This is a genomic window from Chryseobacterium vaccae (assembly GCF_009602705.1).
Taxonomy (GTDB): Bacteria; Bacteroidota; Bacteroidia; order Flavobacteriales; family Weeksellaceae; genus Chryseobacterium; species Chryseobacterium vaccae.
Genome location: NZ_VSWH01000001.1, coordinates 455,790 through 478,836, shown reverse-complemented (window position 1 = coordinate 478,836; position 23,047 = coordinate 455,790). Strand labels below are relative to the sequence as shown.

At 38.1% G+C, this 23,047-nt stretch carries 17 protein-coding genes and 1 tRNA gene; 5 read left to right on the top strand and 13 right to left on the bottom strand.

Annotated elements, in window-relative coordinates; translation table 11 throughout:
* Positions 1–379: 379 nt before the first annotated feature.
* From FW768_RS23960 to FW768_RS02125, 3 genes are all read left to right on the top strand, one after another.
* A complete protein-coding gene (locus FW768_RS23960) occupies positions 380–595 on the top strand; it encodes a T9SS type A sorting domain-containing protein (protein ID WP_153391952.1) in 216 nt (71 codons plus the stop codon).
* A gap of 158 nt (positions 596–753) precedes the next feature.
* Positions 754–825 (top strand) — tRNA-Arg (locus FW768_RS02130).
* Positions 826–1,062: 237 nt separating this feature from the next.
* Positions 1,063–2,331, top strand: a complete 1,269-nt coding sequence (locus FW768_RS02125) for a winged helix-turn-helix domain-containing protein (RefSeq protein ID WP_231128614.1) — start codon at positions 1,063–1,065, stop codon at positions 2,329–2,331.
* Between the two features lie 11 nt (positions 2,332–2,342).
* Here FW768_RS02125 and FW768_RS02120 read toward each other — a convergent pair whose 3' ends face one another.
* The 5 genes from FW768_RS02120 to FW768_RS02100 form a co-directional block, all read right to left on the bottom strand.
* Entirely contained in the window at positions 2,343–4,322 is a 1,980-nt protein-coding gene (locus tag FW768_RS02120; protein WP_185151924.1) for a tetratricopeptide repeat-containing sensor histidine kinase, read from the bottom strand.
* A 389-nt stretch (positions 4,323–4,711) separates the two neighbouring features.
* Positions 4,712–5,707, bottom strand: a complete 996-nt coding sequence (locus FW768_RS02115) for a T9SS type A sorting domain-containing protein (RefSeq protein WP_153391948.1) — start codon at positions 5,705–5,707, stop codon at positions 4,712–4,714.
* Positions 5,708–5,949: 242 nt separating this feature from the next.
* Positions 5,950–7,008, bottom strand: coding sequence for a 3-oxoacyl-ACP synthase III family protein (locus FW768_RS02110; RefSeq protein WP_153391946.1), 1,059 nt, complete (start codon positions 7,006–7,008; stop codon positions 5,950–5,952).
* 157 nt (positions 7,009–7,165) lie between these two features.
* Positions 7,166–8,080: a helix-turn-helix domain-containing protein gene (locus FW768_RS02105; protein ID WP_153391944.1), complete on the bottom strand. Its 915-nt coding sequence runs from the start codon at positions 8,078–8,080 to the stop codon at positions 7,166–7,168.
* Positions 8,081–8,154: 74 nt separating this feature from the next.
* Positions 8,155–8,952 carry an SDR family oxidoreductase gene (locus FW768_RS02100; RefSeq protein WP_153391943.1) on the bottom strand — a complete coding sequence of 266 codons (798 nt, stop codon included), beginning with the start codon at positions 8,950–8,952 and terminating at the stop codon, positions 8,155–8,157.
* Positions 8,953–9,095: 143 nt separating this feature from the next.
* Here FW768_RS02100 and FW768_RS02095 point away from each other — a divergent pair, with 143 nt between their 5' ends.
* The gene (locus FW768_RS02095; RefSeq protein WP_153391941.1) at positions 9,096–12,434 is read left to right on the top strand and encodes a DEAD/DEAH box helicase; all 3,339 of its coding nucleotides are present in this window, start codon (positions 9,096–9,098) and stop codon (positions 12,432–12,434) included.
* Between the two features lie 48 nt (positions 12,435–12,482).
* On the opposite strand, the gene FW768_RS02090 is transcribed toward FW768_RS02095, so the two are convergent.
* The 6 genes from FW768_RS02090 to FW768_RS02065 all read right to left on the bottom strand — a co-directional run bounded on the left by FW768_RS02090 (position 12,483) and on the right by FW768_RS02065 (position 17,991).
* Positions 12,483–13,301 (bottom strand): GLPGLI family protein, encoded by an 819-nt coding sequence (locus tag FW768_RS02090; RefSeq protein ID WP_185151923.1) that lies wholly within the window; start codon positions 13,299–13,301, stop codon positions 12,483–12,485.
* 351 nt (positions 13,302–13,652) lie between these two features.
* Positions 13,653–14,951: a T9SS type A sorting domain-containing protein gene (locus tag FW768_RS02085; RefSeq protein WP_153391937.1), complete on the bottom strand. Its 1,299-nt coding sequence runs from the start codon at positions 14,949–14,951 to the stop codon at positions 13,653–13,655.
* Positions 14,952–15,551: 600 nt separating this feature from the next.
* Entirely contained in the window at positions 15,552–16,052 is a 501-nt protein-coding gene (locus tag FW768_RS02080; protein ID WP_153391935.1) for an endonuclease V, read from the bottom strand.
* 12 nt (positions 16,053–16,064) lie between these two features.
* Entirely contained in the window at positions 16,065–16,427 is a 363-nt protein-coding gene (locus FW768_RS02075) for a VOC family protein (protein WP_153391933.1), read from the bottom strand.
* Positions 16,427–16,873, bottom strand: a complete 447-nt coding sequence (locus FW768_RS02070; RefSeq protein ID WP_153391931.1) for a GNAT family N-acetyltransferase — start codon at positions 16,871–16,873, stop codon at positions 16,427–16,429. Before FW768_RS02070 ends, FW768_RS02075 begins: the two co-directional genes overlap by 1 nt.
* Before the next feature lie 74 nt (positions 16,874–16,947).
* Positions 16,948–17,991: a M28 family metallopeptidase gene (locus FW768_RS02065; RefSeq protein WP_153391929.1), complete on the bottom strand. Its 1,044-nt coding sequence runs from the start codon at positions 17,989–17,991 to the stop codon at positions 16,948–16,950.
* 239 nt (positions 17,992–18,230) lie between these two features.
* Between FW768_RS02065 and FW768_RS02060 the strand changes: the two genes are divergently transcribed.
* Positions 18,231–19,370: an aminotransferase class I/II-fold pyridoxal phosphate-dependent enzyme gene (locus FW768_RS02060; protein WP_153391927.1), complete on the top strand. Its 1,140-nt coding sequence runs from the start codon at positions 18,231–18,233 to the stop codon at positions 19,368–19,370.
* A 137-nt stretch (positions 19,371–19,507) separates the two neighbouring features.
* Here the strand turns inward: FW768_RS02060 and FW768_RS02055 are convergent, their stop codons facing one another.
* On the bottom strand, positions 19,508–22,234 hold the full coding sequence (locus FW768_RS02055) for a sodium-translocating pyrophosphatase (protein ID WP_153391925.1): 2,727 nt from the start codon (positions 22,232–22,234) through the stop codon (positions 19,508–19,510).
* 187 nt (positions 22,235–22,421) lie between these two features.
* Complete coding sequence (locus tag FW768_RS02050; protein WP_153391923.1) at positions 22,422–23,033, bottom strand: inorganic pyrophosphatase; 612 nt, start codon at positions 23,031–23,033, stop codon at positions 22,422–22,424.
* Between the last annotated feature and the right edge of the window lie 14 nt (positions 23,034–23,047).

Genomic DNA, 23,047 nt, shown 5'->3' with positions numbered 1-23,047 from the left:
TCAGGATTTAGAAATGAGCTGTAAAAAAGACTGCAAATTTTAACATTTAATTCATGTATCGTATTAAAAATATCACTACATTTACTATGTAATACAACTGAAGTGAAAACATTTTTTGTCTTTTTCAGCTTTGAAATTGCAATTAAATTTGAAATAAAAATTTAAGCACAGCATTGTCGGCTGTGCTTTTTTATTGTTGTCTAATTAAAAAAATGAGATGTATTATCTATTGGATCCGCTTCTAAAGAGCGGATTCTTTTTTTGGTACGGAAATAAGTATACTATAAATTACAATAGTCTTTTGTATGGAAAAATCTAAAAAACAACACACAATGAATAGAAAGTTTTTAGATGCAAACGGTCTAATTTTTATGGGGAATTGCGGATCAGCTCCTCTCCATTTACCAGTATAATTACTATCAAGGGCGAAAATTTAAAATCTTTTGAGCTCTATGATATTTCGGGAAAATTAGTTAATAAGGGTACTTTTAATGAGAAGACAATTAATTTAAATAATTTGGTAAAAGGTGAGTATATTTTAAAGATATCAACCAACAATAATAGGACCACAATAAAAAAAATCATCAAAAAGTAAATACTAAAAATTAATCCAGTAATAGTCGGAAGATTGGTCTTCCGACTATTTTATTTCATGCAATAACAAATGCTGAAAAAGGCAGGCAATAATATACTTTAGTGTATTAAATATATGATTGTCTTTGTTCAAATAATTTGTAATTTTAAACATTTACAGGCCCCATAGTTCAATGGATAGAATAGAAGTTTCCTAAACTTTAGATCCAGGTTCGATTCCTGGTGGGGCTACTATACAATGTTCGGTAATAATTTTATCTATTGGTTTTTTCAAAGGTTTGTCAGTTTACAAGGCTATACAATTAAAAAAAGAAAATTAATCTCTTACACTCCATTTTCGCCCTACTCAATACGATAAGAAGCTGGTAAATTATTCAATAATGCAGAAGATGCATTATTTATATAGTTTATCCATGAAGACGTTTTAAAAATAAGCTGCTTCATACTTGTTCATCTTCCAAAATGATTATGATAAAAATAATTCATTTTACATTTACCATTGATACCAGGAAATATGAGTATATTACTTTAACTATGAGAAAAGAATTAACGCTGCAGCAATTACAACGTGCAACATTGGAAAGTCAGGGATTAACAAAGCCTCTTCCGTTCGGGAAAGGGAAAAAAGCAGTACTTAATGCTTTGGAGCATCTCGGGTACATACAGATCGATACGCTCTCAATGGTTGAGCGTGCCCATCATCATACACTCTGGACAAGAATTCCGGATTATCAGCCGGATTACCTGGAAGAATTGGTAGAAGAACGTAAAGTGTTTGAATATTGGTTTCATGCAGCTTCTTATCTTCCCATGAGGGATTTTCGTTTTGTTTTACCCCGGATGAATAGCATTAAGCACAGTGAATCTCATTATTATAACGCCAATCCCGAAGTAATGCAGCATGTTCTTGATGTGATCCGTATTGAAGGCCCTAAAAGAGCAAGAGATTTTGAAAGTGAAACCAAAAAGCCCGGAAGCTGGTGGAACTGGAAACCGACAAAACTGGCTTTGGAAAGACTCTTTATGCAGGGAGACCTGATGATCTGCGGGCGAAACGGCATGCAGAAAATGTATGACCTCTGTGAGAGAGTACTTCCCTCAACCGTTAATACCACAGAACCTTCTCCAATGGAAATGGCAGAATATCTTGTAAAAACACACCTCCGGGCTTATGGTTTTACTACCTTAAAACAAATTACCCATCTCAGAAAAGGGGAAATATTGAAGAAAAATATCAATGAAGTTTTACAGTCCATGCTTCAGGAAGGAAGTATTCAGAAGGTAGCTATTGAAGGGATGCCATCTGTTTTTATACAAACTACACTGCTCGAAAAAACATTCAAAAAACCAACTGCGGGAATACATCTGCTATCCCCCTTTGACAATTCTATTATTCACAGGGACCGTATCAGCCAGGTTTTTAATTTTGATTTCCGCCTTGAGTGCTACACTCCACAGGAAAAAAGACAGTATGGTTATTTCTGTTTACCTATCCTGTCCGGAGACACCTTTATCGGCCGTGTAGATTGTAAAGCTCACAGAAAGGACAAACGTCTTGAACTTATCCATCTGCATATTGAAAATACCCGTATCAATATAGATATATGGGTTGAGCCTTTTATCGAATCCGTGAAACGTTTTGCCAGATTTAATGACTGTGAATCTATCATTCTTACAAAAGTTAGTCCGGCAGAGCGTACTGAGACCTTCAAATCAGTGCTGAATTTTCAGGGATAACAACCGGATTATCAGACTACCCTATTTTGACTTCCTGCCTCTACATCAAGCTCGATATTAATGACCGTTCCTTCATTTTCAGCAGATACAATCTCCATAGTTCCTTTGAGATAAGCGATTCTGTTTTTTATATTGCTGAGACCAATTCCCGGACTTTTTTCGATCAGGCTGGTATCAAATCCGGCTCCGTCATCTTCTGCCGTAATGTAAAACCTGTTATGGTTCTGGCTGCATTGAAGGATGATATGCGAAGGTTTACCGTGACGTACGGCATTGGAAAGCAGCTCCTGAACAATACGATAAATATGCATCTGTGTGGCAGCCGGAATATTTTCATCTATGTCTATAGCCTGGAATTCAATCTCGGTATCATCATTTTGCAGTAATTCACAAAGGTCGCGCAAGGCAGTTTCCAACCCGATTTTCAAAAGACTTTCCGGCATCATATTCCTCGCGATACGTCTGAGTTCTGTTACTGATTCATCCAGTCTGCTGATGACTATGTTCAGGTTATGATATTCTGATTGAGGCTGCTGGGAAAGATTCATTTTAATTCCTGCCAGCATTCCTCCCAAGCCATCATGCAGATCACGCCCTATCCTCTGGCGCTCGCGTTCTTCCGCTCCCAGCATCGCCTGAACAAGAGTCAGCCGGTGCTGATTTTCCATTTCTTTCAAATGCTGTTCATGATTAATTTCTTTCTGTTTCGCCAGCTTTTTTGCACTTTTATAATAATAGGCCAGAAAAAGAACCCCTATCAGAAGCGTGGTAACCGTTATTCCTAATATCCAGCTGGTTAGTTTATGGTTTTTACTGTTCAGTTCACTTTGCTTTTTATCAGCCTGAAGCCGGGCTATTGTTTTTTCTTTTTCAGAGTTTTTAAATTTTGCTTCTATCTCCGCAATATCTTCATCCGAACGGGCTACATGCAGGCTGTCGCTCAATGAGCTGTATTTCAGCTGCCATTGATAGGCTTCAGTATCCTGACCTAATGCATGAGAAACTTTGGCCATCTGTCCATACACTTCTTTTCTGTTATCCAGATCTACCATATACCGGCTGCTAAGCATCACCTGATTCAGCATTTTCTTAGCCTGATCATACTGTTTGGTTTCAAAAAGAAGACCTAAACGGTATCTCACAAGATCACTTTCCAGGTAGGTATCCTCAATACTTTTTGCAAATTCTATCCCTTTGTCATAATAGCGGATAGCTTCATCATGCTTTCCTGTCTTTTCAAAATAGTTCCCTGTTACTTTATAATAATCCCCGTAATCTGTGGATTCCGGATTTTTGGCCAGTATTTCCCAGGCTTTATCCAGTCTGGATTTGGCTTGTGAAAGTTTCTTGCCATACACAAATGCTTCTGCCGAATAAATATAAGCCCTCACCAGAATGTTGCTGTTAGCCGGAAGGCTGCTTTTCATCTCAATGATTCTGGAAAAATACTCTTCTGCATTCTCCAGTTGGTCCGAATTCATCAACAAAATTCCCACCTGTGAATAGAACATGGCCAGAGAATCTTGTTTTCCGCTTTTTTTAACCAAAGGAATTACTTTGTTGATAATAATTTCCAGGGCTTTCTTCTCATCGTTTACTTTTTGGGCATTGATCGCTTCACTGTACCAGGATCTTGCCAGCGTATAATAAGCATCTGAAGAATGAAATACAGAAAGCAGTGAATCGGCTTTATGAAGAGCTTTACGGGTTTTAACGGGGTCTGTATCCAGGTATACTTCAATGACACTGCTATAATACATCCCAAGTAGAAAACGGTTATCTTTAAAACAGGATCTTCCGGCAGCAAGATATTTTTCTGCCTTCTTCTGATCTCTTTTTACTGCCCAGTAATGAGCCAGCTGAAACGCTGTTCTGGCTTTTGCACTGTCATTTTTCTGAGTCCGGAATACTGAATAAAGACTGTCATGGTAAGCCTTGTGATTAAGAGGCAGCTGTGCTTCACATAAAAGCCCCGTAAAAATGACCATCATCAGAAAACTGATTTTTTGTAGAAACTTTATGGGCCTGCACGGCTGTGTTACATCGTTTTTTAATCTGCTTATCATATCCGGGATAGTTTTATTAGCAATATTTTTTATCATTATTGTGTTGAGAATCAGGAATCTCTTCTCAAAAATACAATTAAGAATCAATACATCATCTATTTTTTAGATGTATGGATTTCAGGCGGTCTTTGTGAAAACGGAAAGAGCTGTCAGAAAATTCCGTCAGCTCCATTCCTTTAAAAACCACTTTCGAAAACGGAGTTTTTTTAAACTCAAGTTTTCATCTGCCAGGATACATTCTCCTGATCAGTCCCACAATCGAATATAAAATTTTCAGATTCATATAGTTTAATTTCTGACCTATGAAATTCTCTTTATTTTTTAATTACTTTTTTCGATACTGAAGTTCCGTTCTTTAAGGTTCCCTGTAAAATGTATACCCCTTTAGGCAAGCCTGAAATATCAATATTTCTACTGTTTTCAGCTGTCAGCATGACTTTTCCATCCAAAGAATTAACCGTTATCTTTTTAATATCTTCTTTTGATTTTAAGGTAACAAAATCTGCACTTGGATTTGGATATACTGCAATATCTGATGATCTGCTTTTTGTTTCCGCAGTTGATAAAGACCCTGGAACAAGGTAAGACATTAATTTTGTAGTAGTGGAACTTCCATTGAAAGTAGCAGTATTGATCGTAAAACTCAACACAACTCCTTCATTCTGGCTGATCCATTGATAGGATTCAAGGTTATAGGTTGCCGGGGGTAATCCCGGAATAGTTTGTGTGGCTGATCTTATTCTTTTAACCCTCATCACATTGGAAAAAGTCCCAACGGGGGTAATCACTGTTCCGTAACCATCCGCAACAAAGGATACTTGCCCCGACTCACTCATATTGCTTGTTGCAGAAACTCCGTTGAACTGATACGTATCATCAAACTGCTGCTGATAAGTAATCGGAAACTTATATTCGATTAATGGATCAGTATAGGTTGAGGTTCCTTCCCCTACAGTCGGTCCAGAATAGGTTCCGAGCATCGTTGCTTCTGTATCTGTCATGGAGACAAACTCATAAACTTCTGCCTGTGCCGGCTTAGTGATTCTGTTAGCTCCGGGAAACCTGAAACAATTGGCCTGCCCCGGACAGGCATTGGTAGTGTATGTTGTGACATTCACTGCGTTGTATGCAGAAAAGTTCCAGGTCATATTAGCTCCCGCAGGTCCTGCACTGATAGAAGTAGCTGTAAAATCATCAGCCCGGAATGTAATAGGAACGTTAATACGATCTACTCCTGCTCTCGTTATCGAAGGCTGGGCGTATCCCATTACCCCGATAACAGCAAATAAAATAAAGTTTAGCTTTTTCATTTTTTTAAGTTTACTGAAGTGATTTATAATGAAGTGTTTTTTATGACAAATCTATATTTTACCTCAACGATCATCAATCCTTAAAAAAAAGTATTTTTTTATACCGGAAATCAGGTATTTTTTATGTCAAAAGGAAACCTTATTTTATGAAAAGGCAACATCAATATTTAGGAGACCTAAAAGTATCGGGACTGCCTAAAAAAGACAGTCCCGGATATTGCAAAAATATATTTTTTAGAGGATCAGAACTTATAGACAAATGCATTAACATTCATTCCTGCACCTACAGAAGCAAATAAAACAACCTCATCTCTCCGGATCTGATGGGAAGGAAGTTCTCCATTTAAAATCATCTTCAACAGAGAAGGAATTGTGGCAACACTGCTGTTCCCTAACTTTTCAATAACCATCGGCATAATATTTTCCGGCATCGGTTGGTTATGAAGCTGATAAAAACGCTTTACAATGGCTTCATCCATTTTTTCGTTAGCCTGATGGATGATAATCTTGTTGACACTGTCAATGGAGAAGCCACTTTTTTCAAGGCACAATTTCATGGCTTCAGGTACATTTATCAGAGCAAATTCATAGATTTTCCGGCCATCCATCTTGATATATTTTGTATCTGGGCAGCTTTCATTATTGTATGACTTTCCGAAATACAGATAATCTTTTTCATTAAGGGTATAGGATGCGGACAAGTGAGACTGTATACCGCTTTCATTGTTGCATGCTTCCAGAATAACTGCTCCGGCACCATCAGCATAAATCATACTGTCTCTGTCATGAATATCTACCACTCTGGAAAGAGTTTCTGCACCAATAACCAGACAGCGCTTGGCAATCCCTGATTTTATAAAAGCATTGGCCTGTATTACGCCTTCTATCCATCCGGGACAGCCGAAAAGCACATCATAGGCTACACAAAAGTTATTTTTAATCTTTAAAAGATGCTTTACCCTGGCAGCCAGACTGGGAACTGTATCAGACTGAACCGTCCCGAAACGGACATCTCCGAAATTATGGGCAAAAATGATGTAATCTAATGTTTCAGGATCTATTTTTGAATCTTCTATGGCCTGCTGGGCTGCTATCAATCCTAAATCTGAGGTGACCTGATGGCTGGAGGCATACCTCCTTTCTTCTATTCCCGTGATCTCTTTAAGCTTTTGGGCTATAACGGCATTAGTCTCTTTTAATGATTCGCCGCTTTTATTGATAAAATGATGCTGATCAAAAAATAAATTAGTAATGGTTTCCGGCGGAATATAGTTTCCTACTCCTATTATTTTGCTTGTCATGAAAGTTATATTCCTTTTTAATTCTTTTCATCATTGAATTGAATTGGTCTATAAATATAACGTAAATTATCTCCAAATTGTATCTGAATCAAAAATATATCATTTTATTTAATATCCTTCGCATATTACTTGCATTTTTTATGGGTAAATCTATAGATTAGTTGAACGATTGTCTGAAGCTTAACGGTGTCTTGTCTGTTTTCTTTTTGAACAGCTTATTAAATGACTGCGGATGCTCAAATCCCAATGCATAGGCCACCTCTGATACTGAAAAACTGGTTGAAATAAGGTATTCCTTTGCTTTTTCGATAAGCTTTTCATGAATATGCTGCTGAGCATTCTGCCCAGTAAGGTTACGAAGCATATCACTAAGATAATGCGGTGAAAGGTGAAGACTGGATGCCAGATATTCCACTGTCGGAAGACCATTGGTAAGGGTTTCCTGCTGATTGAAATAATCATCTAGAATCGTTTCCATTTTAGACAACAAGTCACCTCCCACGGTTTTCCTTGTGATAAACTGTCTCTTATAAAAGCGGTTGCTGTAATTCAGCAAAACTTCAATATAGGAAACAATCACATCCTGACTGATTTCATCTATGGCAGTATTAAGCTCATTTTTTATATTATCCAGAAGTCCTGTAATAATTGTTTTTTCCTGATCAGACAGATGAAGGGCTTCATTGGTATCATAAGAAAAGAAACCGAATTTTTTAATGTTTTTTGCCAAAGGATAGTTACGGATAAAGTCAGGATGTATCAGTATTGTATACCCGCAGTACTCTGCTTCTGTATCAGTAAAAAGGATCTGTCCTGGTGATGTGAACATCATACCTCCTTCATTAAAATCATAATATCCCTGCCCATATCCCATCTTTCCATTCTCCGAAAATTTGTAGGAGATCTTATAGAAATTCATAATAAAACTTCGGTTCAACAATTCCTTATTGATCTTCATTGTGGAATTGTCTATCAGGCTCACCAGAGGATGAAGCGGCTTGGCAAGCTGTAACATGTTGTGCAGTTCTGATATGGATGAGATTTTCAGCGGAATGTGTTCTTTCTTTTCCATACTATAAAGATAAAAAATTATTAGGTTTAAAAACAGCATAAATCAAGCGTCTATGCTGTTATTTATAGGTTTATTTAAAGAAACTGTTTTCCCAGCTGTTCCCTGAATGCCTCATCTCCCAATTCAAGACGTTGGGCATATAAAGCCTTAGCATCCTCTCCTGCTACATATCTCAGTTTTTTCTTTCCATCTGTAGCAGCTTCATATACCACTTCTGCAATCTGTTCCGGTGAAGAAGCTGTTTCCATCATGCCTTCCATATTGGAAAACATGGAATTGAGCATTCCTTCATAAGCAGGACTTACTGCTGAGTCTAAGGAACGTCCTGCAAAATCTGTCTTAATACCGCCCGGAGAAACCGTTTTGATGGTTATTCCGAATGGATCAAGTTCAAAAGCCATACTCTCGCTCCAGCCTTCTAAAGCCCATTTGGTAGCATGGTAAGTGGATCCGAAAGGAAATGCAATCAATCCTCCAATAGACGTTGTGGAAATAAACACCCCGTTCTTTTTCTCTCTGAAATACGGAATAAAAGCCTGTGTAACACGAATCACTCCCAAAAGATTGGTATCCAGCTGTTTCAGAATCTGTTCATCTGTCAATGCCTCCAAAGGACCGATAAGACCATATCCTGCATTATTAAAAACCACATCCACTTCACCAAGGTTTATAGCTTTGCTTACCGTAGACCGGATCTGCTCCAGATTGGTTACATCCAGCGGGAGAACCGTCACATTTTCTAATCCGGCTAATTCTCCGGCCGCTTCAGGATTTCTCATTGTTGCAATAATTTTCCATCCTCTGCTCTGAAATAACTGTGCTGCTGCTTTTCCTAATCCTGTGGAAGCACCTGTTATAAAAATTGTTTTCATTCTATTTTTCTGTATTTAAATTACAGGACAAATTTCCGCTAAAGGAAAAAGTAAAGAGTTGCCAAAACGGGGAAACATGTAGCCAAAACGGACTTATTTCTGTTCTTATCTTTCAGCTGTTTTTTGTAAGTTTGCTGATCATTATGGCAGCCTATATTCTTGAAAACACCACCATCAGCACACTTTCTGTGTATGATCTTCTGAAACACACTGACAGCAGTGCGTTTATAGAGATCAAGGATTTTCAACATATTTATCCCCTTGCCATTGAAAATGATGCGGGTGTATTTACGAAAAAAACTCTTCAGGATTTCCCTTCTGTCTCTGTCAGTCAGGTTGGAAGTTCGCTAGTCAGCACCTGCAGCTGCGGTAATACCAGAAATAAGCTCTGCGAACATCAGGCAGAAATCATCCATAGTATTTTAGAGGTCAATAATTTTAAGATCTTTTTTGATTCTTTTATCCGAAAAAAACAGTTCCTTTCTAAAGCGAGAGTTTATGGACTGGACTGTGAACCTGATCTTGATGTTTATTTCAGACTTGAATATCTTGACGGAAAAATTGAGGTATATCCCAGAATTAAAGAAATGCTGCCAATAGATGAGCAGACTTTTAAACAGCATCTGCTGCCACAGCGTTCTTCCATTATCGATGAACTTGCTCTCCGGGAAACAGGCCGAAAAAAAATACTGGTCATCGGCAGACACCGTTACTATAATCATCTGAATTTCTCTTTAATGGAGGCTGAGACTACTCAGAACGGAAAGATTAAAAATCCGGTAAATACCGTGGATACCACACAGCTGATCTGGAAAGCAGAACAGCCTTCCGATATTAAGTTTTATACGGCAGTTTCCTCTTTCCAGAACAATTACAGTGAAGATTATACAACCTCTGAACTAGAAGCCCTCAGTCTGATCGTACACAATCCTCTAAACCTGAACGTTTACTATCACGACAGGGAGCTTTCAGAAACTCTATCGGCAAAATCTCTGGTTCCTGTAAAGCTTGAGACACTTCAAGCCGAAATCCAGCTGAATGTCTTTAAAAAAGATCCTTTTTATGAAGTTACAGGAGAACTTCTGTTCAATGATGTGTCTGTACCTTTTAAAAACATAATACTCAGGAATGAATGTTTCGTTTATAGCAAGAATACTTTCAGCTTCGTGGATAATCCGGATATGCTCAGAGTTATTAAATTTTTTAAAGCCAATCATGAGATCCTGCTGGTTCATGCTTCAAAGTACGAGGAATTCATGCAGACTGTTCTTTCTTCCATTGAACAGATCATTCACATCAATTATAGCTATATACACCCAGCAACTCAGGTACAGCTTGAAGAAAAAAATTATCAGACCGAACGGGTTATCTATCTTCGTGAACAGGGGAATTACATTGCCATAACTCCTGTTATGAAGTATGGAATGGCAGAAGTCCCGGTCTATTCAAAAAAACAACTTTTTGATACTGACCAAAACGGAAATCCGTTTAAAGTCAACAGGAATGAAAATGCTGAAGCACGTTTCACTTCACTCGTTATGCAACAGCATCCTGAATTTGAAGAACAGATGGACGGATATGAATATTTTTATCTTCACAGGGATAAATTTCTGGATGACAACTGGTTTCTTACCGCCTTTGAAACCTGGCAGAATGAAGGCATTGTGATATTGGGCTTTAATGAACTAAAAAACAATAAACTTAATCCTAACCGGGCAAAGATCAACATTCGGATCACCAGCGGACTGGATTGGTTCAATGCAAAACTGAAAGTAAGTTTCGGAGAAAAAGATGCAGCCTTAAAACAGCTTCACAGAGCCATCCGGAACAAAAGCAAATTTGTACAGCTTGATGACGGCACACAGGGAATTCTTCCTGAAGAATGGATCAGCCGTATTTCTGCTTATTTTCAGGCAGGAGAGATTGATGCTGAGCTACTCAGAATCCCTAAGATTAATTTTACCGAAGTCTCTTCACTTTTTGAAAAAGAAGTATTAAGTGAAGAAGTGCAGCAGGAAATCACCTCCTATTCACTTCAGTTTTCATCGGTTAAAAATATTCCCCAGATTCAGGTTCCTGATGGACTGCAGGCTATATTAAGAGACTATCAGCATGACGGACTGAACTGGCTGAGCTTCCTGGACGGATTTAATTTCGGAGGATGTCTGGCTGATGATATGGGACTTGGAAAAACAATTCAGATTATTGCTTTTATTCTCGCTCAGAAAGAAAAACGGGGTCAGAAAACCCATCTGGTCGTAGTTCCCACTTCCCTCCTTTTCAACTGGCAGGAAGAGATCGGCAAATTTGCTCCTTCTCTAAAAGTTCTGGTCCATTATGGCTCCGATCGACCAAAAGTTTCAGACCATATGGCTGATTACGACATTGTGCTTACCAGCTATGGAATGCTGCTTTCCGACATTCGTTTTCTGAAGAGTTTTCATTTCAGCTGTATTTTCCTTGATGAATCACAGACGATTAAGAATCCTGACTCTGAACGATATAAAGCAGCCCGTCTTCTGCAATCAAGAAACAGGTTTGTCCTTACCGGAACCCCCATTGAAAACAACACATTTGATCTGTACAGCCAGCTTTCCTTTGCCTGTCCTGGATTATTGGGCAGCAAACAGTATTTCAAAGATATTTATGCTATTCCTATTGACAAATTCGAGTTCAGCAAACGCGCTCTGGAACTTCAGCAGAAAATACAGCCGTTTATCCTCCGCAGAACCAAGAAACAGGTGGCCAAAGAGCTCCCTGAGAAAACAGAAATGGTAATCTATTGTGAAATGAATAGCGAGCAGCGCAAGATTTATGATGCTTATGAAAGAGAACTTCGTGAATTTATTACAGCCAATGACGATGACGATCTGAACAAGAACAGCATGCATGTTCTGACTGGGCTGACCAGACTCCGCCAGATCTGTAATTCACCTATTCTCTTGAAAGAGGGCTATTCCGGTGAACATTCAGTGAAAACAGAAATACTGATGGAACAGATTGAAAGTAAATCAAAAGACCATAAAATCCTTGTATTCTCCCAGTTTGTGGAGATGCTGGATCTTTTGAAAACTGAACTTGAAGACCGGAATATCTCTTTTGAATACCTTACCGGGCAGACTAAGGACCGCGGTAAAGCCGTAAAAAATTTCCAGGAAAATGAAGAGATCCGTGTTTTTCTGATCAGCTTAAAAGCCGGAGGAGTCGGGCTTAATCTTACGGAAGCTGATTATATTTATCTGGTAGATCCGTGGTGGAATCCTGCGGCAGAAAACCAGGCTATTGACAGAAGTTATCGTATCGGGCAGACCAAAAATGTCATTGCTGTCCGGCTGATCTGTACCAATACGGTTGAAGAAAAAATACTGACTCTACAGAAGAAAAAGAATGAACTGGCTCAAAACCTTCTTAAAACAGACGGAGCGGGTATTCAGAAACTATCTAAGCATGATCTGCTGGAAATTTTAGACTCGAAGTCATGATAAAAATTTTCGGGCATTCCGTTCCGGAATGCCCGAAAATTTATTAATTTAAGGATACATAATCTTTTTATCCAGCTCAACAGGATTGTTGAATCTTTTGATATTCTGTCTCATTCTTTCATTCACTTCCCGTCTATTGGCTGCATTTACTTTTGTTCCGTCATTCAGGAAGAACTGATCACCCTCTGCTCCGTTCCTGATGAAATTAATCGGAGATTCATAGAATGTAAGTTTCGTTGTTTTATATTTTTCCCAGGTAACCGGAACGCTTCTTTCCCTCGACATGTCAATAAACATATTTTTAACGGGTTTATCCAATTTCACAGACTTTACCAACTCAAACTTGTAATTGTTCTTATCATCGTAAAGTTCTACAATAAGCCCCGGCAGACCATGAAATTTATACGGTCCTTCCTGAAACGGAATATCCTTGGCAAACCAGGCGGTCCATTCTCTTCCACCATAGCTTGTTGTTGCTTTCTGAAGCTGAAGATCTTTCACTTTTTTACTTTCCCCAGTAAGCTTCCACTGTTGGGAATCTTTGGTCTGAAGCTTTAAAACGGTATCTTCCATAAGATCATATTCATCATAATTTTCATTTCCGGTTTTATGATAAATAATGGTTGAGGTATTCAATTTGCTATCTTTAGGAAACTGAAGGTTATTGGTGATCAGAGAGTCTGCAATAAAGAAATCCCTTTGGTAGTATTCTACTTTTTCAGGATGGATGTCCAGATGAAAATTCTCTTTGGTCAGAACTTCTGAATCTGCATCTTTTTTGTAAATGACATCATAGATGAATCGGTGGGTCTGGGATTTAGCCCAAAAGCCGGCAGCCAGAACTGCCATAAGTACTGTTTTTTTCATGTTATTATTTTTCATTAAAAGCAGCCTGAAAAACAAAACAGAATATTTGTAAGACACCTTTTACAAACGATCTGATCATGAATTCACGGCTTTTAAATTTCTGTAAAATAAGTTCAATTTTTCAACACATAAAAACTCCGGAAATATAAAGTTTTGATAAATTTCAGGGATAAAATGTTAAAAGGAGCAGTAATGTTTTAACAATAATCCACAGGAATAGCATTTTAGTTAAAAGTCTCTTAAATGCAGGCGTTTTCAGCAATTCCTTATTTTGAAAAAAGAAAAACCGACAGAATATCGCCTGCCGGTTTAAAAAACAAAAATTGATATGGATATGATTTAGATATGTGTTTATTTTTTTATGATTTTTTCGGTGATAACCTTATGATCTTTAGTCTGAATTTTTATCAGGTAAGTTCCCGCTGCCAACTCATCCAAGCTTACAACAGCAGTGTTTCCTTCTGATAATTTTCTTCCTGTCAGATCATATATCTCATATTTTTCCAATTTCTCTTCCGTTCTTATAGTTAAAGAACCTGATGTTGGATTCGGGAATATTTTTGCGACAGCTTTTTTTGATACTTCTGCGATAGCAAGATTTTCTGCCTGTACATTAATGGTATAGTCTTCTGCCTGTCCTATGAACCATCCTGACGGGCACGGAAGATTTTCCAGCGTTCCCATCCACGAACTTGACTCATATGCTTTTACCAGCCTGAAACGGGTTGCCCCCAGCAACGCATTGGAAGGGATGACAATTGTTCCTGAAGTCACTCCCGACTGCTCATGGCCAATAGGATCAGAATTGTCTAAATATCCCAGGTTAAACGCTTCATCGGCATCAAATATATTATTGTGATTAAAATCTATATAGGCATACGCTGAAACAGTAGTCTGACCGTGGGTTCCTCCGGTCATTGTAATAGGATAAGAACCACCTCTGTTCACATCAAATATAATATTTGTGAAATTTTCCAGCACTTCTGAATTCCCGTCGATATTGCTGTCATTGCTTTTTCCTGCAAATTCTACTCTGCTTATTTCACTTACGGTATGGGTACTTATATTTTCAGTGCCGCAGTAAGGTGCCGGGAAACCAACATTATTTCCGGCAATAAAAATGGTATAGTCCTCTGCCTGTCCCGATCTTAAATTGGTATCACAGGCTGTACTGATGGAACTAGGTGCATTCGGATCCGAATAAGCTGCTGTATTGTTATTTTTAAGCACTCTCATTCTTGTTGTTCCCGAAGAAGCGTTTGCCGGTACAGTAACCGTTCCACTCACAGTTTCAGCATTGGCAGGATTGGCCGCCCCCAGTCTTCCGACATAAAAACTTTCTCCGGCATCATTAAAATTTCCATTCTGATTGAAATCTATAAAAACGACCACATCACTCGGAAATGTACTTGAAGGACCTTTTACAGAGATTGGATAACTGTTTCCTGCCTGCAGGTCTGTAGATATTGAGGTAAAATCTTCATATACAGGTGTAGTTCCAGACTGAAACGGCGATGTATTGTTGATATTTCCAAAACTTACCAAGGTAATCATATTGCTGTCTGCTCCGTATTGAAATGCCGGACTGCAGTACTGCGCATCCATCATCATATAAAACAGCACAGCTGCAAGAGTAGATAATCTTTTCATGTATTTCTTAATTTTCTTGAGACAAAATTATATTTATTTAGAATTAATAAAAATAATAAACTAATGATATTTGTCATTTTTTGAATATTAACAAGATAATTAATGAAATACAACAATATATAAGGCTAAAAATCAGAATATTAATAAAATTAATACTCTTAATCCATCAAGAATTAGACTGTAACAGAATCTGCCTGATCTGCGATTTAATCATTCTTTTTCATTTTGATTTACAAATAATTATCACTCTCATCCCTGAAAATATGGGCTATTTGTGGGAAAACATTTCTGCCACGAATTTTTATTTATTGTGGATTTTACAAACTGGCTGTATAGACTTTGGCTAGAGCCAATGGATTGTTTTTTTATTTAGGCGGACTAAAGTCCACCTCTATTGAATAAATTCTACATACCAGAAGATGTTTGCCTGCTATTTTTTCTCTCGCTGATCCAGCAGATTACGCAGATTTTTTATTCTATGGGAAATAAAAATTGTAGATGCTTAAAAACTTTGTGAACTTCTATGCGCAAAGTTTTAAACCTAAAATAATTCTTAAGTGTTAAATTTCTTTTGTGCCTGTGTGGTTAAAAAAGCCTGTTTTATGCCCTTGAAAACTGGTCTAGCTTTTTTAGTAATGTAGGAATTCTGTATGGACCATGCATCTGTTCTACTTTTTTAAGAATTTCATCAGAATCAGCACCTTTCACCGTAAGAAATAAGGGAGTTTTGCTTTCTCCGCGAAATATATTTTTTCGTAAAGAATCCGGGGCCGCAAATTCATTTTTTGCGATTCCGATAATGGGATATTTCTGTTCAAGTGCATCATAAAGATAGCCTCCTAATCCTATCTTTCCATCGTTATTTAAGGTAACATAGCCGTCTACAATGATTATATCTCCTTCTTTTAAGGTTATTTTCTTTAGCAGGCTAATAATACACGGAAGTTCTCTTTTGTAAAAAGCTCCACTTTCATAATCAGAGCTGATCTCTGTTTTTTCGGTAAAAATTTCAGATTCTTTTTCAGAAGTCCAGTCTTCAAATGCAATACATACTGTATTGGCGTGATCCTCATAATAGTAGGTATCAAAAGCGTAAATCATAGTATTCTTAACTTAAAAAAACTCACCAAAATGCCACAAAATCCCGGACGGATCATGTACGAAGCATTCTTTTCCCCATTCCATCGTTCTCACCGGAGTAAGTCTGGTTCCTTTATATTTTTCTGTGAAATTCAGAGCCAAAAGCTCTTTATAGAAGTTATCTGTATCTTCCACTTCCATGAAAATCATGGTATTGTCTACCCAATCTTTCGCATAGTAATCCTGAAGATAAAAACCGGTTTCTCCTTTTTTAAACAGAGATAATTTAGGTTCGAGAATGAATTCTTCAAATCCGAGATCTTTGTAAAAACGACGGCTTATTTCAAAATTTTCGGCACCAATAAACGGGCGGATGGATTTTACCTGCTGTTTCATTATTTTCTGTTTTTCCATGTCGACCAGTCCATTTCAAAACGGATTTCTCCTTTTCCGTGCATTCCGTTTTCTTTCCAGCCTGATTTTCGGTAAAATGTTTCTGCTCTGGTATTGGGAGCTGTTCCCAGCCAGACATCATGTTGGGTTTGTTTAAAATACCAGTCGATCATTTGATCATGAAGCTGTCTTCCGATTCCCTGATCTTCAAAATCAGGATGAACAAAAAGTGCCCAGATATTATGTTCTTTCAGATCAACTATTGAAAATCCTGTAATTTCAGAATCAATTTCTGCCACCCAGCCCCTTCCTCTTTCAAAAAGAAACTCTTCACAATCCTGATCAGTCACTAATCCAGGATCTGACAATACATTCTCTTTTACAGAGTTTCTGACTCTCTGAATCTGAAAAATATCCTCTGGTAATGCTTCTCGGATTATTACTTTCATGTAAGGTGATGGTATTTTGATAAATACAGAAATACAGAGCATAAAATCCTGCATTTCTATAATTCAATCTAAAGTTATTTTTTATCTACAACAATTCTTTCTGCTCTGTTGGCTATTTCCCAGGCCGTAGCAAAAACAAGCTGGGTTCTTTTTTCCAGCAAAGGATAGTCGATTTTATCAGGATCATCTGTAGGACGGTGGTAATCTTCATGAATTCCGTCGAAATAGAATGCTACCGGGACATTATTTTTAGCAAAGTTATAATGATCTGAACGGTAATACAGCTGCTGAGGATCATTCGGATCATCATACTTATAGTTCAGTTCCAGATTATTGGTTTTGGTATTGGCTTCTTCATTAATCACTTTAAGCTGTGAGCTCAACATTTCGGAACCGATTACGTATACATATTGTTTTCCTCTGTTATCCGGATCATCACGCCCAATCATGTCTATATTAAGATCTACAACGGTATTCGCCAACGGGAACACCGGATTGCTGGTATAATAATCTGATCCGAACAGGCCATGCTCTTCTCCTGTTACATGAAGAAACAAAATAGATCTCTTAGGTCCTTTTCCTGCTTTTTTAGCTTCCTGAAAAGCTTTGGCGATCTGCATCACGGCTACGGTACCGCTTCCGTCATCATCAGCCCCGTTATATACCACACCGTCCTTGGTTCCTACATGGTCATAATGTGCCGAAATCACTACAATTTCTTCAGGTTTTTCACTTCCTTCAATAAATGCAAGGATATTTTCTGAATCCGGAAGATTTCCACCGCCTCTTTTTTTCATAAATTCAGCCGGAACCTTTTGATAATAGGACCCAAGTGCTTTCGGATATGATATTCCTAGACTTTTATAATAGTTGATCATATACTCACCCGCTTTTTTCTGCCCCGGGCTTCCTGTATCTCTTCCTCCCATTTCATCAGAAGCAATCACATATAAGTTTTTCTTTAACTCATCTGCTTTAATGAACTTATATGCAGAAAGAAAAGCTTTATCACCTTTAGCGGAAGAAGAAGACTGATCCGGTGCTCTTTCAGCTATTTTTGCAGTTCCGCAGCTTACCAGTACAGCAGCGGAAAATAACGGTATAAGTAATTTTTTCATTAGAATAATTATTTGTCTAAAAATAACAAATTTTATTTAACCGGAACGATACTGCTTACAATTTGGCTTTATTTAAGGGAATTATGATCATAAAACTTATTTTCATCTATGTTTAAAACAAGTTAAATTTAAAATATAACCAATAAAAAACATAATTAACAATGCAAATCACATTAAAACATTGTTTTGTATAAAAATATGATACTAATTTCATTATATTTGAATTAAATACAGAATAGATGGAAAAAATTTACGGATTTACTCATTATTCATTTTTCACAGAAATGTCTGATCTTGCCATCAGGCATAACAGCTTTGATCTTTCTTTAGGAATTCCCGATTTTGACATTGATCTGCGCCTGACAACATTTTTAAAAGAAGCCGCAGATTATGACAGTCATCATTATGAACCTTTGGCAGGCAATCCGTTTCTTATAAAAAATATCATACAGTTTAATGGGCGGCGAAAAAACAGTATTCAGCTTAAAGAAACTGAAGTCACGATTATCCCGTGTGCAACCTTTGCTTTACATACTGCACTAAAATCCGTTTTGAATCAGGAAGATGAAGTCATCATTATACAGCCTTCTTATTATACCTATGGTCCATCTGTAGTGATCAACGGAGGTATTCCTGTCTATTATGATCTCGACCAAAATTTTACTATAGACTGGGAAAAGTTTCAACAATGTATTTCTAAAAAGACAAAAGCAATCATCGTTAATTCACCCCAAAACCCTACCGGAAAAATATGGAAACAAAACGACTGGCAGCAGTTGTACGAGCTGATTAAAGATCAGGAAATTTACCTGATTTCAGAAGAGATTTATGATACTTATTGTTATGATGGTGTCGAGCATTACAGTTCTTTGCTGCATCCGGAACTTAAAAACAGAACGTTCTGTATTTTTTCTTTCGGAAAAATGTTTCATACCTCCGGCTGGAAAGTAAGCTATTTGGCAGCATCCGAAGATCTGACTTCAAAGTTCAGGTGCTATCAGCAGTATATTTCTTATAGTGCCAATGCTCCGGCACAATATGCACTGGCAAAATACTTGGAAGTCTTTGATCCGTCTGAAAACCAAAGATTGATGCAGAAAAAGAGAGATCTGTTTTATGATATGGCTCAAAACACTCCTTTAGAAACCCTGCAGAAAGCAGAGGGAAGTGTTTTCCAAATTGTTAATTTCAGAAATATTTCCAAAACAATGACCGATGTAGAGTTCTCCAAATGGCTGACTGTTGAAAAGAAAACAGCCTGTTTGCCTCTCTCTGCATTTTATCATTCAAAACAGAACTCAGATTATGTGCGATTTAGTTTTGCTAAAAAGGATGAAGTGATTATTCAGGCGATGGAGTACCTGAGAAGGAATCTTTAATTTTTATTTCGCACAAACCTTTCTGGATATTTTTTTTCGCAATTGTTGCAGATTGAACAGATTTTTAATTCAATGCTATAAAACTAAAAAAGACACCACAAATGCGGTGTCTTTTAATATATTTTATCGTTTCAAGGCTACAGAGCCAGAACTCTTACATCAATTCTTCTGTTTTTAGCTTTACATTCATCGGTATCATTAGCCGCGCATACGGGATGCTGTGAACCATAACCATCTGCTTCTACCCTATCTGACGGAATTCCCAATTCCAGAAGTTTAAGTTTCGCCGTCTGAGCTCTCAGATTAGATAATTTCAGATTGCTTTCTTCATTTCCGGTATTGTCTGTATATCCACCTAATTTGATCTTAAGATCCGGATACGCATTCAGAATCTCAGCAAGATTATTCAGCTGTGCTTCAGACCCTGCTTTCAGGTCGCTTGATCCGGTTTCAAAATAAAGGTTTTCAATAGTATACCAGATATTGGGATCTAAAATGGATTTATCTTTCTTATCTACTGCATTATACAGCTGATATAGTTTACTTCCTTCACCAATAGCAATTGTTTTTCCTCCTTTCAGCTTAATTTCCTGAACATTTCCGGTTTCATATACAAAGTCTCCGTTTTCATTAAGATGCCCTTTCACTTCTCCCGGAATAGCTTCCTGAACAGCACTCACGGTAGTGGAATGTGCCTGCGATGCTCCCATAAGACTTTCCAGCTTAGCCTTTCTGTTAGCTTCAATCTTATCTTTATGCAGTACTGCAAGTGTTGGAGCAATTACCAGTGAAACGATGGACATCAGCTTAATCAGAATGTTCATAGAAGGTCCGGAAGTATCTTTAAACGGATCTCCCACGGTATCTCCGGTTACAGAAGCTTTATGTGGCTCTGAACCTTTGTAGTAGGTCTGACCGTTAATATCTACGCCTTTTTCAAAAGATTTTTTAGCATTATCCCAGGCACCGCCGGCATTATTCTGGAACATTCCCATAAGAACTCCGCAAACGGTAGCTCCTGCTAAGAAACCTCCCAATACTTCAGGTCCGAAAATAAACCCGATCAACAAAGGAGATACAATAGCAATCGCCCCCGGAAGCATCATTTTCCGGATAGAGGCATCGGTAGAAATGGCGACACATTTTTCATATTCAGGCTGTGCTTTTCCTTCCAGGATTCCCGGAATTTCACGAAACTGTCTTCTCACTTCTTCCACCATAGCCATGGCTGCCTGTCCTACTGCTGTAATAGCCAGAGAGGAAAATATAAAAGGAATCATTCCTCCTACAAATAATCCGGCCAGAACATCTGCTCTGTAAATATCAATACCATCAATTCCTGCAATTCCTACGAAAGCAGCAAATAAGGCCAGTGCTGTTAATGCTGCAGAAGCAATTGCAAATCCTTTACCTGTAGCTGCAGTTGTATTTCCTACCGCATCAAGAATATCTGTTTTTTCACGGACTTCTTTCGGAAGCTCACTCATTTCAGCAATACCTCCGGCGTTATCTGCAATTGGCCCGAAGGCATCAATTGCAAGCTGCATAGCTGTTGTAGCCATCATTCCGGCAGCAGCAATTGCTACTCCGTATAGTCCGGCACATAAGTAAGATCCGTAAATTCCTCCTGCAAGCACAATAATCGGAAGCAGCGTTGATTCCATTCCTACAGAAAGGCCGCCAATAATATTGGTTGCATGCCCTGTGGAAGACTGTCTCACAATACTGGAAACCGGTCTTTTACCCATGGCAGTATAATATTCTGTAATAATACTCATTAGGGTACCCACAACCAGACCTACCATTATTGCTCCAAAAACGCCCATTTTTGTAAATTCATGCCCTCTGAGGGTCATGGTTTCTGGAAGTGTATAATTTACCAAAAAATAGGATGATATGGCAGTGATTACGATACTTCCCCAGTTTCCCAGATTCAGGGCATTCTGAACAGAGGAAGTAGATGAGCCTTCATTATCATTAATTCTTACGAATAAAGTTCCTATCATAGAAAATATAATTCCTGTTCCCGCAATAAGCATCGGCAGAAGAATCGGGGCAAATCCACCGAAAGCATCATTGGAAATCGTTTCTCTTCCTAAAACCATGGTTGCCAATACAGTTGCCACATAAGAACCAAATAAATCGGCTCCCATGCCTGCTACGTCTCCCACGTTATCTCCTACATTATCTGCAATGGTAGCCGGGTTTCTTGGATCATCTTCTGGAATTCCAGCTTCTACTTTTCCTACCAGGTCAGCGCCAACGTCTGCTGCTTTTGTATAGATACCGCCTCCCACTCTGGCAAAAAGAGCAATAGATTCTGCTCCTAAAGAAAATCCGGTGAGAATTTCAATGGTTCTTTCCATTTCATGGGAATCCACAGTAGCTTCCGGAGCAAAGATCTGTTTAATAATCAGAAATAAGGATCCCAAGCCCAAAACAGCCAGTCCGGCAACACCCATTCCCATTACGGAACCTCCGGTAAAAGATACTTTAAGTGCTTTTGATAAGGATGTTTTTGCTGCCTCTGCGGTTCTTACATTGGCTTTTGTAGCGATCTTCATTCCAATGAATCCTGCCAGGGCTGAAAATACAGCTCCTACGGCAAAAGCAACTCCGATGCTCCAGTGAGAATTGGCGTTACTGGAACCCATTACAGCCAAAAGGATGGCCACTACTACTACGAAATAGGTTAAAATCTTGTACTCGGCCTTTAGAAAAGCCATTGCACCATCAGCGATATGTCCACTGATTATTTTCATTTTTTCATTTCCGGCATTCTGTCTGCTTACCCAATTGCTCTGCAAAAAAGTATACAACAGCGCAACAACACCAAAAATTGGCACTAACACAAATAGATCCATAGTTTAATATTTTTTTGATAATAGAAAATTAAATATAATAAATAATTATCACTAAAACATCAAAAAAAACCAACAGTTTAAAGTTACGGCGTTGGAAAAGTGTTGGACCTGATCCCTGTAAACAGCCAATAAAAAAGGATAAACGAAGAATCGTTTACCCTTTTTCTATGATAAAAATCAGCGAATATTATCCGCCAAATTTATTGGCATAATCTGTTTGAGAAGCTTTGATCACTTTTTTAGCGTGCTCCGCTCCGTAAATTTCATGGATTCTGCATTTTGCAGGCTCATCCGGTAAATTTTTATACGTAAGGAAGTAGTGCATTAATCTTTTTACTTCAGCTTCAGGAAGCTCAGAGATATCTCTGAAGTGTCCGAAAGCATGATCTCCGATCATTACAGCAACAATTTTGTCATCTGCTTCTCCTCCATCGATCATTTTAAATCCACCGATTGGAATAGCTTCCATTAATATTCCTCCGGAGTGAATGTTGTGCGAACTTAATACACAAATATCAAGAGGGTCATGATCTCCCATGGTTACATCATCTGCTCCTGCTTCTACAGCAAGTTTCATTACTTCATTATGGCAGTATGTTCTTGGAACAAAACCATACAAAGCAGGGATAATATTGGAAAATTTCTGAGGCCTGTCTACCTTCAAAAATCCTGTTTCTTTGTCAACTTCATATTTAATGGTATCTGAAGGAACGATTTCCACAAATACATTTACAACATTTGGCGCATCTTCTCCCGCAGTAATTCCATGCCATGGATGTGCTTTAAAATTTGGAATCATTATTTATCTGTTAT